Raw genomic sequence first — 15523 nt, forward strand, 5'->3', positions numbered from 1 at the left:
CTGCCGCCGTCCTGTCGCGGTGATCCACCGCGACCGGGCGGCAGCCCGGCGGCGACTTCCCGCGACAGGGTCAGCGCCAGCGGTGGGTGCGCCGGCCCTTCACGGTGGTCGCGAGCTGGCGCTGCCACAGGGCCCAGGTCTCCGGGTCGAGCGTGTGGTTGCCCGTGTCCCCCGATCCCGACGACGAGGCGGTGCGGGTCGCGCCCGTGCGCGGCGTGGAACCGGTCGCGGGGCCGGAACCGGTCCGGGTGGCCGACGACGACCGCGAGGACGCGGCGACGGGGAGCGGGCCGGAGCCCGTCCGCGGGTGCGAACCGGTCGTCGGGCCGGCCACGGGCAACGCGCCGGAGCCCGTCCGCGGGTGCGAACCGGTCGTCGGGCCGGCCACGGGCAACGCGCCGGAGCCCGTCCGCGGGTGCGAACCGCTCGTCGGGCCGGACACGGGCAGCGGGCCGGACGGGTGCTGGCGCGGGATCGGCGCCGAGGGGTGGCCGGCGGGCAGCGGGGGCGGGGGCACCACGTGCGGCCGCTCCGTCGCGGGGGCGGCGGGCGCCGACACCGCCGGCCGGGCCGCGGACCGGACCGGACCGGACGTCGGGAACGGGTGGGACACCCGCAGGGTGCCCTCGGCGGCGTCGTCGGCCGGGGTGAACCAGTCGACGACGGGGGTCCACGGCCACCAGCGGTGCGCGGAGCGGGTCTTGACGAAGCCGAGCCCCATGATCAGGCCGAAGATCAGGTGTCCGATGAGGGAGAGCGTGATCGTGGTCGGCGTGAGGGGGAACATCATCGTCTGGCCGCGGGGGGCGAGCCACACCGTGCCGATCAGGCCGGCCCACACCGGGAACACCGCGAAGGCGACCGACGCCGCGACCACCACGCCGGCGGGCCGGCGGTGCAGGCCGAGGAAGGCCGCGAGGACGAAGAAGGTGACGCCGATGCCGCCACCGTCACCGAGGTAGCGCCACAGGTAGCCGACCCAGGCCCCGGTCGTGGTCGAGGCGCCGGGACCGACGATCCAGGTGCCCATGGTCGGGATGAAGTCGGCCCACCAGCCGAGCATGTACACGGTGTCGAGCCGGAACACGTCGTAGAGCGCGCAGGCGACGATCCCCCAGACGAAGCCGTGGAGGATGACGCGGTCCTCGGGGTGCGGGTCGAAGATCGACAGCGCGAGGATCGTCGTGGCCAGGGGGATGACCAGCAACGCCGCCGACCAGTTCATCGTGATGAGGCCGAACACGTGCGCCGAGATCGCCAGCAGGGGCAACGCGGCGAGCAGCACGTGCAGGCCGACCCGCAGCAGACCCTGTCGGGTCACCGGGGCCAGGGGGAGCGCAGCACCGTCGGTCGTCGTCACGGGGCGGAAAGGTAGGGGTGCCCGTGACCGTTCCGTGGCCAACCTGAGAGCACCGCGAGATCGTCGCGACCACGGGCGTTCGTCGCGCGCCCGCCGGTCGGGGCCCTCGTCCGTCCGGAGCAACCGCTCCGCCGTGGGGGCGCCCGACGGGCCCGGAGGCCTCTCAGGATGCTGCTCGGCGATCGCCGAGCGGTCGGTCGCGGGCGATCAGCCCGGGTCGGCGGCCTCCCGGATCTCCTCGATCCACAGGGCGGTCTTCGTGCGGTGGCCCCGTGCCACCTCGATGCTGTGGTCGGCGAGGAACCGGGCCATGGCGACGGCCGCCCGGGGCGCGTCGGCCGGTCGGCACTTGACCGACAGCTCGCGCAGCTCCAGCCCGCTCGGGTAGCGGCAGTGCTCCAGGAACGCCCGGCCGACGGCGAACCGCGCCCGCGGCACGCGGTAGCGGTGGGTGGTGAGCGGGCCGTGCAGGACGAGGTCGTCGAGCAGGGTCGCCGACAGCCCCTCGGGCAGCAGGGTCTCCAACCAGCGCCGCTGGGCTCCGGAGAGCAGGCACGCGGGCGGGTCGCCGGCCTCGAAGCAGCCGGCCGCGAGGTCGGGGTCGAGGGTGCGTCGCAGCTCGGTGGTGCGCAGCAGGTTCCCGGGCAGCACGTCGAGCTCGACGCGGGCCTCCTGCGGGCCGCGCCGACCGGTGACCCGGTCGGAGTCGCGGACACGGACCACGAGGTCGTACCGCCGGGGCCCCCGGCGGCGGACCCGGACGTGCACGCCGGCACCGCAGAGGTCGAGCTCGGGGGTGTCGAGCAGGTAGACGCGCCGGGCGCCGCGCCGCCGGCCGCTCTCGGTGGGCACCGGTCGGCCGTCGAGCGTCAGCAGCATCTTGAGCTCCACGGAGTCCGCGTCGCTGCGGCCCACGCCGTGCCAGTCGATGCCGTCGGGCAGGGGGAAGACCTCCGCCGCCGCTCGTCGATCGCCCACCGTGCCGTTCCTCCTCCCCACCGGGAGTCCAGCATTACCCGATCGTGGTGTCCGATCACCACGGTTCTGCACAGTTGTGTCGTCTCACGGGCACCGGACGTTCCTTCTCTAGGCTCGACGACGATGCCCACGACCGCCCGGCCACCCCTGTCCGAGCGGTCCAGCCGTCCCGCCGCCCCGCCCGGGGACCGGGCGCGGACCGGCCGCACCCGGCTCCTGCTCGGCGCGGCGGCCGCGCTCGTGACGGCGGTGCTCGTCCTCCTGCCCGACCTGCTCGGGATCGACCGCGTGCTGCCCTTCGCCGTGTTCGCGGCGCTGCGCCTGCCGCTCGCCGTCGCGACGTGGGTCGTCGGCGTGGGCCTGCTCGCCCTGCGGCCGCGGTGGTGGCCCCTGCTCGCCCCGCCGCTCGCGGTGGCCGTCCTGGCGGTGGCGATCGTGGTGCCGCGGGCCGTCCCGGAGCCGGGCCCGCCCCCGGGCGGCACCCCGCTCACCGTCCTGGAGCTCAACTCCTTCGAGGGGCACGCCGACCCGCGCGCGATCGCGGCCACCGCGCTGGGCGCGGGCGCGGACCTGGTGGTGCTGCCCGAGGCCGGTGACCGGATGCGGCGGGCGCTGGCCGGGCTGCTCCCGGGCTGGCGCACCTGGACCAACGTGCCGCCGTCGGCCGCCGAGGTCCGCGGCATCGTCGTGGCCAGCTCCCCGCGGGCGGGCGACGTGACCGCGCGGCGCCTCGACGGCGACACCCGCTACCCGTGGGCGGAGGTGACCGGCGGCCTGCTGGGTCCCACCCGGCTCGTCGCCGTGCACCTCGTCTCGGTGGTGCCGCAGTGGATCGCCTACTGGCCCGGCGAGCTCGAGATGCTGCAGCGCTGGTGCTCCGCGCCCGGCCCGGCGATGGTGGTGGGCGATCTCAACGCGTCGCCCGACCACTCCGCCTTCCGCGCCGGCACCGCGGGCTGCACGGACGCGGGCACGGCGACCGGCGGCTCGCTCGTCGGCACGTGGAACAGTGCCGTCCCCCGCTGGCTGGGCACGCAGATCGACCACGTGCTGACCCGTCCTGCTCCGGACGGCAGTGGGCCGTACCCCCGGACGTCCGAGGTGCTCGACCTGCCGGGCAGCGACCACCGCGGCCTGCTGGTGCGGCTGAGCCTCGTGCCCGCCGGTGCCGGGTCACCGGGGGTACACACGGCGCCCGTAGGCTGATCGGCCGTGGCACGACCGTCGTGGATGCACGTCCCCCGCTGGCTGCGGCCGCGCGCCGGCAACCCCGACGGCACGATGACGCTGCTCGAGCACATCCACGAGCTGCGCCGTCGGCTGATGATCGGGGTCATCGCGATCCTGCTCGGCACGATCATCGGGGTCCTCTGGTACCAGTTCCGCGTCTTCGGGCTGCCCTCGCTCGGCCAGCTGCTCACCGAGCCCTACTGCGCCCTGCCGCCCGGCGCGCGGCTGACCCTCGGCGACCCGAACCGCTGCCAGCTCGTCGCCTTCGCCCCGTTCGAGCAGCTGACGCTGCTCATCAAGGTCGGCGTGGCCGCGGGCGTGGTGCTGTCCAGCCCGGTCTGGCTCTCGCAGCTGTGGGGGTTCATCACGCCGGGCCTGCACGCGCACGAGCGGAAGTTCGCGCGGGTCTTCATCGGCGTCGGCACGCTGCTGTTCGTCGGCGGTGCGGTGATGGCCTACCTGGTGCTCACCAAGGCGCTGTACTTCCTGGTCACCGTCGGCGGCGGCATCCAGATCACCGCGCTGCGCGGCGACGACTACTTCAGCCTGCTCATCACCCTGCTCGTGATCTTCGGGGTGAGCTTCGAGCTGCCCCTGCTGATGATCATGCTGAACCGGGTCGGCATCTTCCCGTACGAGACGATCAAGGCCTGGCGCCGCGGGCTGATCTTCGCGATCTTCGTCTTCGCCGCCGTGGTCACCCCCGGCCAGGACCCGTTCTCGATGCTCGCCCTCGGCGTGTCGCTCACGGTGCTGTTCGAGATCGCCGCGCAGGTCTGCCGCTTCCACGACCGCCGGGCCGCGAAGGCCTCGCCCTGGCAGGGCCTGGCCGACGACGAGGCCGGTCCGTCGCCGATGGCCTCCGCCGGAGCCTCGGCCGGCACCGTCACGGCCTCGGCGCCGGTCGCGCCCACGGCGCTGGAGCCCGCCCGCACGGCCGCACCCGCCCCGACCCGCACCGATCCGCCGTCGGGAAGCGACTACGACGACGTGACGTAGGACCGCCTCAGGCCGCGTGCGCGTGCCGCGGGCGGACGAGGCGGCCCCGCAGGTCGCGGTGCCCGCCGACGAGGCCGCACCAGGTGCAGTCCTCGGACGCGGGGGCCGGGCCCTGCTCCGCGCGCGGCGCGGGCAGCAGCAGGTCCAGGCCCGCGTCGAGCGGCGGCGCCGGCGTGCCGCGGTGGCGGCGCCATGCCCAGCGCACGAGCAGGGTCAGCCCCCACCCGACCAGGGCCACGATCGCCAGCCACTTGAGCAGCAGGACGGCGCAGAGCGCGATGACGACGCCGACGACGGCGCCCGGAACGGGGACGCGGACTCGACCGGAGGACACCCGGACGAGGCTAGGTCGACCTCCGGGTCACCCCGCGCAGGCGCGCCGAGGACGTCCGGATGCGGACGGGGAACGACGACGGCCCCGGTGAGCCGCGAGGTCGGGGGTCCCGCGGCCCGCCGGGGCCACCTGTGACGTCGTTCCGGACGGCAGGGGTGTTACCCGGCCGCGGAGAATTTCTCGGCGACCTCGTCGGACCAGGGCACGGTGCGGGTGACGACCTCGACGCCGCCCTCCGGCTCGCCCCCGGCCAGCTCCGCCGCGCGGACGCAGCAGTGCACCCAGAGCTGGAACTGGAGGTTCTTCGCGAGCCGCAGGCGGTTGTAGACCAGGTCGGCGACGAGGTCGCCGGCGCGCGCCCAGGTGGTGATGGTGAACTGCAGGGTGCGGTCGCCGCCCGGCTCGTCCCCGGCCCCCTCGGCCGCGAACTCGATCTGCCCGGCCTCCACGTGCCCGGCGAGGGTCGCGAGCCGGAACGACGAGCGCCGCACCTCGTCGGTGCGGTCGACCACGCGGACCGGCCCGTCCCACGGTCCCGGGATGCGCACCACGTACTCGTCGCCGACCGTCAGCGCGTGGGCGGAGCCGGTGACGCGGTCGAAGCGGGCGGCACCCGGGATCATCGCGGCGTTGATGTCCGCCACCAGCACGGCGACGAGTTCCCGCGGGCCGAGGTGGGCGTCGGGGACGTGGACGGTGAAGACGCGGTGCAGCATCGGCCCGTGCCCGTCGAACAGGGTCTGGTCGCGCGGCCCCGGCGAGGGCAGCGCCGGCGGGGCGTCGGTCTCCGGGTCCCCCGCCTCCTCACGGTGGTCGACCCGGACCCCGGGCAGGGCCCAGATCCGGCCGAGCGCGAGCAGCCCGAGGGGCGCCGCGGTGAGCATCCGCGCCTCACGGGCGACCTGACGGGGGCCGGGCACCAGTCGCACCCGGGGGGTGTACCCGCTTCAGTCGCGCCGACGTGCCTCGCTCGCCACACCGACCGCGGCGGGGGCACACTGCCCGGCCTCGCAGCGGCGCCGCAGGCCCTCGAGCAGCTCCTCGAGGTGGGCCGCGGAGGTCGCGCCGGTCATCGCGCCGACGACGCTGCCCATCCACCCCGAGCGGTCGAGGTCGACCACGACGTCGGTGCCCCGGCCCTGCGCGGACCGGCCCAGCCGCACCCGGAACGACGACGCCGAGCCCAGCCCGGTGCCCCGCCAGGTGAACCCGCGGTGCGGGCGGAGCTCGGTGACGCGCCACTCCCGGTCGGGGAGGTGGCGCTGACGTACCCGCACCCCGCCGCCGACGACGAGCGGGCCGCCGTCGAAGGGCTCCACGGCCCGCAGCGAGGACGACCAGTCCGGCCAGCGGGCGACGTCGGTCAGCACGGCCCAGACGTAGTCCGGGCAGGCGCCGATCCGCACCTCGAGGTGCTGGTGCACGCGGGGCCTCCTCGTCGTGGTCCGCTCCCCCGGGGACTGTAGAGACGGATCCGGCCGATCGGAACGGCGCCCGGGGTGGTCGACGCCTCACCACGGTGACCGGGGAGTAGCCGGCGCGGGACTACTCGACCGCCCCGGCCGGCTACTCGACCGCGTCCGCGACGGCCCGCCGGCGCCGGTCGCGCCCCTAGCGTCGCCGGACATGACCACGACACGCACCCGCGCGCGGGACAGCGACCGGACCGCCACCTGCGACCACCTGGACGTCGCCTTCGCCGAGGGGCAGATCGACGGCTCCGAGCACCGGGAGCGCACCGCGGCGGCCCTGCGCGCCCGGTCCGTCGGGGAGCTGTCCGCGCTCGTCGCGGACCTGCAGCGCGGACCACGGCCCGATCCCCCGCCCGCAGCGGCCCGGCCGCCGCGTCGGCGCTCGCCCGCCGACGCCGCGGTCGCGCTCGTCGTGGTCCTCGTGGTGCTCGCGGTCGTCGGCGCCCTGACCCTCGTCGGGTCCGCGTTCGTCCGCCGGGCCGCGGACCACGGCGTCCCGTCGCCGTCGGGCGGCACGGCGCCGGGCGCCCGCGTGGTGGCCCCCGTGGACCTGCACTCGGAGGCGGGCTGGCGGCGCATGGTCGACGACCTCGTCGCCGCCCGCGGCTCGGCGCAGGTGTACGACCTCGTCCTCTACCCGGGCTACGCGGTGCTGGAGCTGCCGGTGCCGGGTGAGCCCGCGCGGGCGCACCGCGTCTCCTACCGCGGCGGGGTCGGCACGCCGGACGCGACCACCCTCGACCCGGAGGACCCGGCGGTGGACCTCGCGGGCGTCGACCCGCGGCCGCTGCTCGCCCTGCTCGCCGGGGTCGACCGCAGCGTCGGGGTCCGGGACGCCGACTCCCGCTACCTCGCCGTCGACACCGATCCCGAGGAGGGGACGACGGTGCGGCTCTACGCCTCCAACGCGTACTCCGAGAGCGGCCACGTGGCGGCGAGGCCCGACGGCACGGTGCTCGCCGTCCACCCCCACGAGCCCTGACGATCCCCGCGCACGAGGAACGGGCCCGGTCCCCCGAGGGGGGCCGGGCCCGTCGTCGTCCGGGTGCCGGGTGCGGTCAGCGGGCCGGGACGGTGAGGGAGGGGACGCTCCGCGTCGCGTCGTCGACCATGCCGTCCACGTCCGGCATCATGACCATCACCGCCGCGATGATGATCAACGGGACGACGCAGGTGGCGAAGACGATCGCCGCGATCACGACGCGGGAGCTGCGCCGGCTCAACGGCTGGGGCACCCCGTTGACGTACATCACGCCGCCACCGTCCGGCCCCACCGGACGGGCCATCGGCGCGGCCACCACGTAGTGCGGGGCGTGCGGGGGCTGCGGGTACGGGTGGTGGCGGTCGTCGTGCACGTCGTCCTCCGGGGTCTCCTCGCCCGGGCCGTCGTGCCCCGGCGGGTCGCAACCGACGCCAGGGAGAGCGCCCCGGGCGCAGAAGGTCGTCGGCGCCGGACGAGTAGTCCCGGGACGGGGAGGAGTACCGACCGACCCACGGGACGTCGTCCCGGGAGTAGTCGTGACCGTCACGACGACTCACACGAGCCGGCTCTCCCTGCCCTCCCAGACCGCGTCGCGGAGGTTCCGCTTGAGGATCTTCCCGGCCCCGGACTTGGGCAGCGGGTCCTCGCGCAGCTCCACGGTGCGCGGCACCTTGTAGCCGGCGATCGTCAGCCGGCAGTGGGCGACGAGCTCGTCGGCGGTGACCGCCGCGCGGATCTGGACCGTCGCGTGCACGGCCTCGCCGAAGCGGTCGTCGGGGATGCCGAAGACCGCCGCCTCGACGACCGCCGGATGCGAGTACAGCGCGTTCTCCACCTCGGCGGAGTACACGTTCTCGCCCCCGGAGACGATCATGTCCTTGGCGCGGTCGACGAGGAACAGGTAGCCCGCGTCGTCGAGGTAGCCGAGGTCGCCGGAGCGGAACCACCCGCCGTCGAGGACCTTCGCGGTCTCCTCGGGCTTGTTCCAGTAGCCCGGGGTCACGTTCGCGCCGCGGATCGCGACCTCGCCGACCTGACCGCTCGGCAGCGTGGTGCGCTCGACCGGGTCCTCGATCCGCACCTCCACCCCGACGGCGGGCCGCCCGCACGACATCGCCCGCGGCGAGTCGAGGCGCACCTGCTCGTCGGGGTGCAGCGTGACGATCGGCGAGGTCTCGGTGAGCCCGTAGATGTGCAGCATCGACGCGGCGGGGAACGTCGCGTGCGTCCGGCGCAGCAGCTCGCGGGCCGCCGGGGACGAGCCGTGCGAGAGCCAGCGCAGCGACGACACGTCGCGCGGGCGCTCGCGCTGCTCGACGGCGAGCGCGTCCATCATCGTCGGCACCACGAGGGTCGCGGTGACCCCCTCGGACTCGACCACGTCGAGCACCCCGGCCGGCGTGAACGCCGGGACGATCACCTGCGTGCCGGCGGCCCAGATCGTGGCGAGCGCGCCGATCGTGCCCGCGGCGTGGAACATCGGCGCCACGATCATGAACCGCGTGTCCTCGGTGAACGGCCAGCACGCCATGAAGTGGAAGGCGTTCGCGACGAGGTTGCCGTGGGTCAGCATCACGCCCTTGGCCGCGCCCGTGGTCCCGCCGGTGTAGAAGATGCCGGCGAGGTCGTGCTCGGCCGGCGCGTCGTCCCCGTCCGGGATCGAGGTCTCGGTGGCGTCGGCGAGGAGCCGGTCGTACTCGTCGTCCAGGCCCACGACCCGGACGTCGTCGTCCAGGCCCGCGACGGCCCGGTCGGTGATCAGCACCCGGGCCCCGGAGTCGGCGACCGCGTAGACACGCTCCGGGTCGGAGTGCCGCGTGTTCAGCGGGACGATCACGAGGCCCGCGGCGGGCACGGCGAGGTAGAGCTCGAGGTAGCGATGGCCGTTCGCGCCCAGCACCGCGACGCGGTCGCCGCGCTCCAGCCCGAGGTCGGCCAGGGCCCCGATCAGGCGGCGCACCCGCGCGCCGAGCTCGGCGTAGGTGAACTCCACCCCGGCGCACGTCACGGCGGTCGCGTCCGGCGCGACGGCGAGGGCCCGGGCCAGCGGGGCGCCGATCGTGCGGGTGGCGTTGCGGTGGTCGCCGGCCGGGGCGAGCAGGGGCGCGCCCGTGGTCGTCGTCATGGCCTCTCCCCGGGAGCGCGTCGTCGCCGAACGATCGTTCGGTCGGACTGGACGATAGCAGCGGCGGGTGACCGCCGACACCCGTCCCGGCGGACAGCGTCAACCATCCGGCCGCACGACGCTAGGGTCCCGAGGATCATGACCAGTGACGGGCGGCCCGAGCGGGGCGACGGACCGGGGCGGGTGAGCCGACCCGGCCGTCGGTCCGGGCACACCGAGCCGTACACGCTCGCCTCGTTGGTCGAGGTCGCGGCCCGGGCGTTCAACGAGCGCGGCTACGACGCGACCAGCATGGAGGACCTCTCCCGCGCCGCCGGGATCACGAAGTCGTCCTTCTACCACCACGTCTCCGGCAAGGAGGCGCTGCTGCGGGCGGCGCTGGACCGCGCGCTCGACGGGCTCTTCGGCGTCCTGGCCGAGCCCGGGGCCGTCTCCGGGGAACCGGTCGACCGCCTGCGCCACATCGTCCGTCGGCAGGTGGAGGTGCTGGTCACGGAGCTGCCGTACGTGACGCTGCTGCTGCGGCTGCGCGGCAACACCGAGACCGAGCGCTGGGCGCTGGCCCGCCGGCGCGAGTTCGACCAGACGATCGCGGGCCTCGTCGCCGCCGTGCGCGACGACGTCGACCCCGTCGTCGCGGCCCGCCTGCTCTCGGGGACGGTCAACTCGCTCATCGAGTGGTACCGGCCGGGCCGCATGCCGACGGCGGACCTCGTCGAGGCGGTGGACCGCCAGGTGTTCGAGGGGCTGCTGCGGTGACCGGGGATCTCGATCTTCCCGACGACGGGTCGGCGTCGGCCCGGGACGACGGCTCGGCACCGTCGCGGGCCGAGCGCTTCCGGATCGCGGCCGTGCGCGGCGCGGCCCGGGCCCGCGAGCTGGACCGCTCACCGGCCCTGCAACGTGCGGTGAAGCGGCTGCGGGAGACGTTGCCCGGCGACGCGCACTTCGGCGACCCGCTCTCGCTGGGCGGGGCCCGGCACACCGAGGCCGCGGGGCGGGCGATTGTGGGGCTCACGGGCGACCGGCCCGGGGTGGTGCGGGAACTCGGGCTCGGCGGCGTGCAGGTCTGGCAGTCGCTCCTCGAACGTCTCGGCCGCGGCGGCGGGGAGCACGAGGTGGTGCTCGTCTTCACCGACCTCGTCGAGTTCTCCCGGTGGTCGCTCGAGGCGGGCGACGACGAGGTGCTCCGCGTCCTGCGCCAGGTCGGCGAGGTGTGGGAGCCGCCCATGACCGAGCGCGCGGGCACCGTCGTCAAGCGGCTCGGCGACGGACTGATGGTCGCCTTCGCCGACCCGCGCGGCGCCCTCGACGCGGTGTTCGAGGCCCGACGGCGGCTCGCGGCGCTGCGCGTCGACGGCTGGTCGCCCCGGATGCGGGCGGGTCTGCACGTCGGGCGACCGCGCCGGGTCGGCGGGGACTACCTGGGCGTGGCGGTGAACGTCGCGGCCCGGCTCGGGGACGCCGCCCGGGCCGACGAGGTCCTGGTCAGCGGCGACTTCCTCGGTCGGCTGGACGCGCGGACGGTGTCGGCCCGCCGGCGGCGGCGCCTCCATCTCAAGGGCGTCCCGGACGCGCTGGAGGTCTACGCCGTCGAGCCGGCGCAGGGCTGAGCGGGTGGTCACCCGCTCATCCGCGCGCCCTTCGTGATCTTGTCGGCGGCGTTGCGCGGCGCGTGCACGGCCACCCCGACCAGGTCCAGCTCCTCCCGCGGCACGGCGGCGACCGCCGCGCGGTTCTCCTCGTCGCCGCCGGTGGCGAACAGGTCGGCGGTGAACACCGGGACCCGCAGCCCGCGGTCGACCGCGCGCCGGTGCGCGGCCCGCACGGTGTCGGCGTCGCCCTCCAGCACCACCACGGGCTGACCGAACATCGGCGCGTAGGCGGTGCCGTCGGCATCGCTGTAGGGCTCCCCGATCAGCTCGGGCACCGTCGCCGCGATCCCGCTGGCGAGGAACGCGACGACGTTGCTGCGCTGCCATCCGGCGAGGTCGTCCCGGAGGACGATCACGATCTTCGTCTCGTAGCGGCTGCTCATGGGGTCCACGATCGACCGAGCCGGCCCCGCGGTTCTTGTACGTTCCTGGGGTGGGTCCGGAGCAGGTGCGGGCGTGGGACCCGGGCGTGCCCGGCATCGAGGAGGTCTTCCACGCCCGGTTCGTCGAGCACGCCTACCCGCGGCACACGCACGCGACCTGGACCCTGCTCGTCGTCGACGACGGCGCCGTCCGCTACGACCTCGACCGCGCCGAGCACGGCGCCCTCGGCCGCGCGGTGACGCTGCTGCCGCCCGGGGTGGCGCACGACGGACGGGCGGCGACCCCGGGCGGCTTCCGCAAGCGGGTCCTCTACCTCTCCGCGCTCCCCGAGACCCTGGTCGGCCGCGCCGTCGACCGGCCCGCCGTCGTCGACGACGCCCTGCGCGGCGCCGTGGACCGGCTGCACGGGGTGCTCGAGCACCCGGGCGACGAGCTCGCGGCGAGCTCCGGGCTCGCCCTGGTGACGGCGCGGCTGACCGCGCACCTCGACGGAGGCGTTCCCGACGTCGGGCCGGTGCGGGACCCGCGCACGGCCGCCGGCCTGCGCGACCTGCTGGACGCGCACGTCGTCGACGGCCTGACCCTCGACGACGCCGCCGCGCAGCTGCAGGTGACCCCGAACCACCTGGTCAAGGCCTTCTCCGCCGAGTTCGGCCTGCCACCGCACCGCTACCTCGTCGGGCGCCGCGTGGAGGTCGCGCGCCGCCTGCTGCTGGCCGGTCTGCCCGCCGCCCGCGTCGCGGTCGAGGCGGGCTTGCACGACCAGGCACACCTGACGCGGCACTTCCGTCGCCTGCTCGGCGTGCCGCCGGGGCGCTTCGTCGGCGCGCCCCGGTCCGAGCGGACGACACCCTCGCGCACGGAGACCGCGCGAACGGGCCGTTCGCTCGTGCCGGCGGGCCTCGACGGGCCTCGACGGGCCGGGGTCCGCCTCACGCCCCCCGCGCGACCCGGTCCAGCCACTCCCCCAGCAGCGCCCGCTCCGTCGGCGTGAGCGCGTCCAGGTCGTCCACCGCGGCGCGGAGCGCGACCGCGGAGGCGACCGGACCCGTCGTCGGGAACGCCTCCTCCGTGGTGATCGCCGCGACGACCGCCTCGCAGGCGGCGCGGGACAGCCCGTCGTCGCGCTCCTCCGGCGGCACCGCGACGAGCGAGAGCGCGACCCCCGAGCCCGCGGCGTGGACCATCCCGATCGCCCGTTCCTCCGGGACGCGCAGCCGCCCGGCGACGGCGATGCGGTGGATCAGCGCGGCGAGCTCGGCGAACGCCGCCCGCGCCGCCGGCGAGGACCCCGCGGCCCGCGGGCGCGCGTACATGAGGCGGTAGAGCGCGGGCCGCTCGAGGGCGAGCCCGACGTGCAGGTCCCAGCCGGCGTGCAGGTCGGCGACCGGGTCGTCGGACGGGGGGCGCACCGACTTCTCGGCGAGGTAGTCGGAGAACCCCCGCGTGACGACCGCGTCGAGCAGCCCCTGCTTGTCCCCGAAGAGCCGGTAGATCGTCGGCGCCTGCACCCCGGCGGCGGCGCTGACCGCCCGCGTCGACAGGGCCTCCTCGCCCTCGGACTCGAGCAATCGCGCCGCGGCGTCGACGATGCGCTCCCGGGGCTCCACGAGAACGACGATAACAGCCGGGCGTTAGCGACGATCCGTTTCCGGTGTTAGCGTCTTGGCGCTACCACTGATAGGAGATCGTCATGATCGTCGTCACCGGCGCCACCGGCGTCCTGGGCCGCCTCGTCGTGGACCGCCTGCTCGAGCTCGTGCCGCCCGGACGGGTCGGGGTCAGCGTCCGCGACCCGGAGAAGGCCCGGGACCTGTCCGACCGGGGCGTCCGCGTCCGGCGCGGGGACTTCACCGCGCCCGACACGCTCGCCGACGCGTTCGTCGGGGCCGACCAGGTGCTGGTCGTCAGCGCGAACACCCTCGGTCCCGAGGCGCTCGCGCAGCACCGCGCGGCGATCGGGGCGGCCGTGGCCGCGGGCGCGGGTCGGGTGCTCTACACCGCGCACCAGGGAGCCCGCGCCGACTCGTCGTTCGCGGCGGCGGTCGACCACGCCGCCACCGAGGAGATCCTCGCGACCTGCGGCACCGCCTGGACCTCGCTGCGCAACGGCTTCTACGCGAACACCGTCCCGATGCTGCTCGCCGACGCGGCGAGCACGGGCGAGCTGCGCCTCCCCGAGGACGGGCCGGTCGCGTGGACCACCCGCGAGGACCTGGCGGCGGCGACCGCCCGACTGCTCGTCGACGGCGCCCCGGACGGGCCGACCGCCCCGCTCACCGGCCCCGAGGCGGTGGACCTCGAGCAGGTGGCGACGACGGTCGGCGAGCTCACCGGTCGCGCGGTGCGCCGCGTCGTGGTGGAGCCGGCGGAGTACCGGGATCTCCTCGTCGGCCGGGGCGTCCCGGCGGCCGCGGCCGACCTGCTGCTCGGCTTCTTCCCCGCCGCCGCCCGCGGCGACTTCGCGCCGGCCGACCCGACGCTCGCCGACCTGGTCGGCCGTCCGGCCACGCCGATCGCGGACGTGCTCCGGGCGTCCCTGGTGCCCAGCGGGTCGTGATGCCGACGTCGTCTACTCCGCGACGTCCCCGTCCCCGCGGCGACCGAGGCCGACGGCGGTGAGGCCGGCGCGGCGCAGGGTGGCCGGGTCGACGATGTTGCGGGTGTCGATCACGATCGGGCGCTTCACCGCCGACGCGATCACCGACCAGTCCAGCGTGCGGAACATCGGCCACTCGGTGAGCACCAGCACCGCCTCCGCGCCCTGCGCCGCGGACACCGCATCGGCCGCCAGCGGCACCCCGTCGATCTCGGTCGGCGGCGCCGCACCGTCCTTCCCCTCGACGAACGCCGGGTCGAACCCCACCAGCTCCGCCCCGGCCTGGCGCAGCAGCGCCGCGATCGCCAACGCCGGGGAGTCCCGCAGGTCGTCGGTGCCGGCCTTGAACGTCAACCCCAGCAGCGCCAGCCGCACCCGCGACAGCGACCCCGTGCGCTTCCCGGTCACCGCCAGCCGCACCTTGTCCACGATCCGCTGCCGCTGACGGGTGTTCGTGTCGATCGTCGCCCGCAGCAACCGGAACTCGAAGTCCGCCGAGTCCGCCACCTGCAGCAGCGCGTGCGTGTCCTTCGGCAGGCACGACCCGCCCCAGCCCGGGCCCGGCGACAGGAACGCCTGCCCGATCCGCCGGTCGTACCCGATCCCCTCGGTCACGTCCGAGATGTCCGCCCCGACCCGCTCGCACAGCTCGGCCATCGCGTTCACGTACGACAGCTTCATCGCCAGGAAGCAGTTCGCCGCGTACTTCATCAGCTCCGCCGACGCCGCGTCCGTCAGCACCGTCGGAGCGCCGAGCCGCGCGTACAGCGCCGCCACCCGCTCCGCCGCGTCCTGGTTGTCCGAGCCCACCACGATCCGGTCCGGTCCCAGGAAGTCCTTGACCGCCGACCCCTCGCGCAGGAACTCCGGGTTCGACACCACCGCCACGTCGGTCCGCTCGAGCAGCTCCGCGGTGCGCGCCGCCGTGCCCACCGGCACCGTCGACTTGTTCACCACCACCGTGCCCGCCGCCAGCTCGGCGCCGACCTCCTCGATCACCGACTCCACCGCGCGCAGGTCGGCCACCCCGCCCGCGCCCATCGGCGTCGGGACACAGAGGAACAGCACCTCCGCCGGCCGGGAGTCCTCGAACGAGCCCAGCGCCGCCCCCGCGCCGACCACGAACGTCAACCGACCCGCCGAGGTCTGCTCCGCGACCAGCTCCGCCAGCCCCGGCTCCACGATGTCCACCACACCGCGCCGCAGCCGCTCCACCTTCGCCGCGTCGATGTCGGCGCACACCACCTCGTGACCCAACGACGCCAGACACGCCCCCGTCGTCAGCCCGACGTAGCCCGTCCCCACCACCATGACCCGCCGTGCGAACACCCCAGACACCCTTCCTCGGGATCGGTTCGGGGCTCACGCTGCCAGATCACGGTGGGTGAGCGGACGGTCGCGACGA

General features: G+C 75.5%; 16 protein-coding genes and 1 pseudogene. 7 read left to right on the forward strand and 10 right to left on the reverse strand.

The window, feature by feature from the left end; translation table 11 throughout:
* Positions 1 to 70 precede the first annotated feature (70 nt).
* Positions 71 to 1360, reverse strand: a complete 1290-nt coding sequence (locus LN037_RS23855) for a hypothetical protein (protein ID WP_230758027.1) — start codon at positions 1358 to 1360, stop codon at positions 71 to 73.
* A 207-nt stretch (positions 1361 to 1567) separates the two neighbouring features.
* Positions 1568 to 2338 (reverse strand): hypothetical protein, encoded by a 771-nt coding sequence (locus LN037_RS23860; protein WP_230758028.1) that lies wholly within the window; start codon positions 2336 to 2338, stop codon positions 1568 to 1570.
* A 123-nt stretch (positions 2339 to 2461) separates the two neighbouring features.
* Here LN037_RS23860 and LN037_RS23865 point away from each other — a divergent pair, with 123 nt between their 5' ends.
* Both LN037_RS23865 and tatC read left to right on the forward strand, forming a co-directional pair.
* Positions 2462 to 3544: an endonuclease/exonuclease/phosphatase family protein gene (locus LN037_RS23865; RefSeq protein ID WP_230758029.1), complete on the forward strand. Its 1083-nt coding sequence runs from the start codon at positions 2462 to 2464 to the stop codon at positions 3542 to 3544.
* Between the two features lie 24 nt (positions 3545 to 3568).
* Positions 3569 to 4567: a twin-arginine translocase subunit TatC gene (tatC, locus tag LN037_RS23870; protein ID WP_372460520.1), complete on the forward strand. Its 999-nt coding sequence runs from the start codon at positions 3569 to 3571 to the stop codon at positions 4565 to 4567.
* Between the two features lie 7 nt (positions 4568 to 4574).
* On the opposite strand, the gene LN037_RS23875 is transcribed toward tatC, so the two are convergent.
* The 3 genes from LN037_RS23875 to LN037_RS23885 form a co-directional block, all read right to left on the reverse strand.
* Positions 4575 to 4901, reverse strand: a complete 327-nt coding sequence (locus tag LN037_RS23875; RefSeq protein ID WP_230758034.1) for a hypothetical protein — start codon at positions 4899 to 4901, stop codon at positions 4575 to 4577.
* A gap of 158 nt (positions 4902 to 5059) precedes the next feature.
* Positions 5060 to 5821: a DUF1990 family protein gene (locus tag LN037_RS33840; RefSeq protein WP_230758035.1), complete on the reverse strand. Its 762-nt coding sequence runs from the start codon at positions 5819 to 5821 to the stop codon at positions 5060 to 5062.
* A gap of 27 nt (positions 5822 to 5848) precedes the next feature.
* Positions 5849 to 6325: an SRPBCC family protein gene (locus tag LN037_RS23885; protein ID WP_230758039.1), complete on the reverse strand. Its 477-nt coding sequence runs from the start codon at positions 6323 to 6325 to the stop codon at positions 5849 to 5851.
* Positions 6326 to 6527: 202 nt separating this feature from the next.
* On the opposite strand from LN037_RS23885, the gene LN037_RS23890 reads away from it, so the two are divergent.
* On the forward strand, positions 6528 to 7355 hold the full coding sequence (locus LN037_RS23890; RefSeq protein ID WP_230758043.1) for a DUF1707 SHOCT-like domain-containing protein: 828 nt from the start codon (positions 6528 to 6530) through the stop codon (positions 7353 to 7355).
* Between the two features lie 76 nt (positions 7356 to 7431).
* Here LN037_RS23890 and LN037_RS23895 read toward each other — a convergent pair whose 3' ends face one another.
* Complete coding sequence (locus LN037_RS23895; RefSeq protein ID WP_230758048.1) at positions 7432 to 7728, reverse strand: hypothetical protein; 297 nt, start codon at positions 7726 to 7728, stop codon at positions 7432 to 7434.
* A 180-nt stretch (positions 7729 to 7908) separates the two neighbouring features.
* Positions 7909 to 9480: a class I adenylate-forming enzyme family protein gene (locus LN037_RS23900; RefSeq protein WP_230758050.1), complete on the reverse strand. Its 1572-nt coding sequence runs from the start codon at positions 9478 to 9480 to the stop codon at positions 7909 to 7911.
* 138 nt (positions 9481 to 9618) lie between these two features.
* Here LN037_RS23900 and LN037_RS23905 point away from each other — a divergent pair, with 138 nt between their 5' ends.
* Together LN037_RS23905 and LN037_RS23910 are read left to right on the forward strand one after the other, a co-directional pair.
* Entirely contained in the window at positions 9619 to 10239 is a 621-nt protein-coding gene (locus LN037_RS23905; RefSeq protein ID WP_230758052.1) for a TetR/AcrR family transcriptional regulator, read from the forward strand.
* Positions 10236 to 11093, forward strand: a complete 858-nt coding sequence (locus LN037_RS23910; RefSeq protein WP_230758054.1) for an adenylate/guanylate cyclase domain-containing protein — start codon at positions 10236 to 10238, stop codon at positions 11091 to 11093. Before LN037_RS23905 ends, LN037_RS23910 begins: the two co-directional genes overlap by 4 nt.
* 8 nt (positions 11094 to 11101) lie before the next feature.
* Here the strand turns inward: LN037_RS23910 and LN037_RS23915 are convergent, their stop codons facing one another.
* A complete protein-coding gene (locus tag LN037_RS23915; protein ID WP_230758056.1) occupies positions 11102 to 11518 on the reverse strand; it encodes a DUF2000 domain-containing protein in 417 nt (138 codons plus the stop codon).
* Positions 11519 to 11568: 50 nt separating this feature from the next.
* On the opposite strand from LN037_RS23915, the pseudogene LN037_RS23920 reads away from it, so the two are divergent.
* Positions 11569 to 12339, forward strand: a pseudogene (locus LN037_RS23920) (helix-turn-helix transcriptional regulator); the annotation flags it as partial.
* Between the two features lie 112 nt (positions 12340 to 12451).
* Here the strand turns inward: LN037_RS23920 and LN037_RS23925 are convergent.
* Positions 12452 to 13129: a TetR/AcrR family transcriptional regulator gene (locus tag LN037_RS23925; protein ID WP_230758057.1), complete on the reverse strand. Its 678-nt coding sequence runs from the start codon at positions 13127 to 13129 to the stop codon at positions 12452 to 12454.
* An 83-nt stretch (positions 13130 to 13212) separates the two neighbouring features.
* Between LN037_RS23925 and LN037_RS23930 the strand changes: the two genes are divergently transcribed.
* Positions 13213 to 14079, forward strand: coding sequence for an NAD(P)H-binding protein (locus LN037_RS23930; RefSeq protein WP_230758060.1), 867 nt, complete (start codon positions 13213 to 13215; stop codon positions 14077 to 14079).
* Positions 14080 to 14091: 12 nt separating this feature from the next.
* Here LN037_RS23930 and LN037_RS23935 read toward each other — a convergent pair whose 3' ends face one another.
* Positions 14092 to 15447 carry a UDP-glucose dehydrogenase family protein gene (locus LN037_RS23935; protein ID WP_230758066.1) on the reverse strand — a complete coding sequence of 452 codons (1356 nt, stop codon included), beginning with the start codon at positions 15445 to 15447 and terminating at the stop codon, positions 14092 to 14094.
* Between the last annotated feature and the right edge of the window lie 76 nt (positions 15448 to 15523).

It is taken from the genome of Actinomycetospora soli (genome assembly GCF_021026295.1).
Lineage (GTDB): Bacteria > Actinomycetota > Actinomycetes > Mycobacteriales > Pseudonocardiaceae > Actinomycetospora > Actinomycetospora soli.

Excerpts from the sequence above, each read along its gene's own strand:
- LN037_RS23915 (WP_230758056.1), bottom strand. The coding sequence starts at position 11,518 with ATGAGCAGCCGCTACGAGACGAAGATCGTGATCGTCCTCCGGGACGAC.
- LN037_RS23890 (WP_230758043.1), top strand. The coding sequence starts at position 6,528 with ATGACCACGACACGCACCCGCGCGCGGGACAGCGACCGGACCGCCACC.
- LN037_RS23905 (WP_230758052.1), top strand. The coding sequence starts at position 9,619 with ATGACCAGTGACGGGCGGCCCGAGCGGGGCGACGGACCGGGGCGGGTG.
- tatC (WP_372460520.1), top strand. The coding sequence starts at position 3,569 with ATGCACGTCCCCCGCTGGCTGCGGCCGCGCGCCGGCAACCCCGACGGC.
- LN037_RS23900 (WP_230758050.1), bottom strand. The coding sequence starts at position 9,480 with ATGACGACGACCACGGGCGCGCCCCTGCTCGCCCCGGCCGGCGACCAC.
- LN037_RS23930 (WP_230758060.1), top strand. The coding sequence starts at position 13,213 with ATGATCGTCGTCACCGGCGCCACCGGCGTCCTGGGCCGCCTCGTCGTG.
- LN037_RS23865 (WP_230758029.1), top strand. The coding sequence starts at position 2,462 with ATGCCCACGACCGCCCGGCCACCCCTGTCCGAGCGGTCCAGCCGTCCC.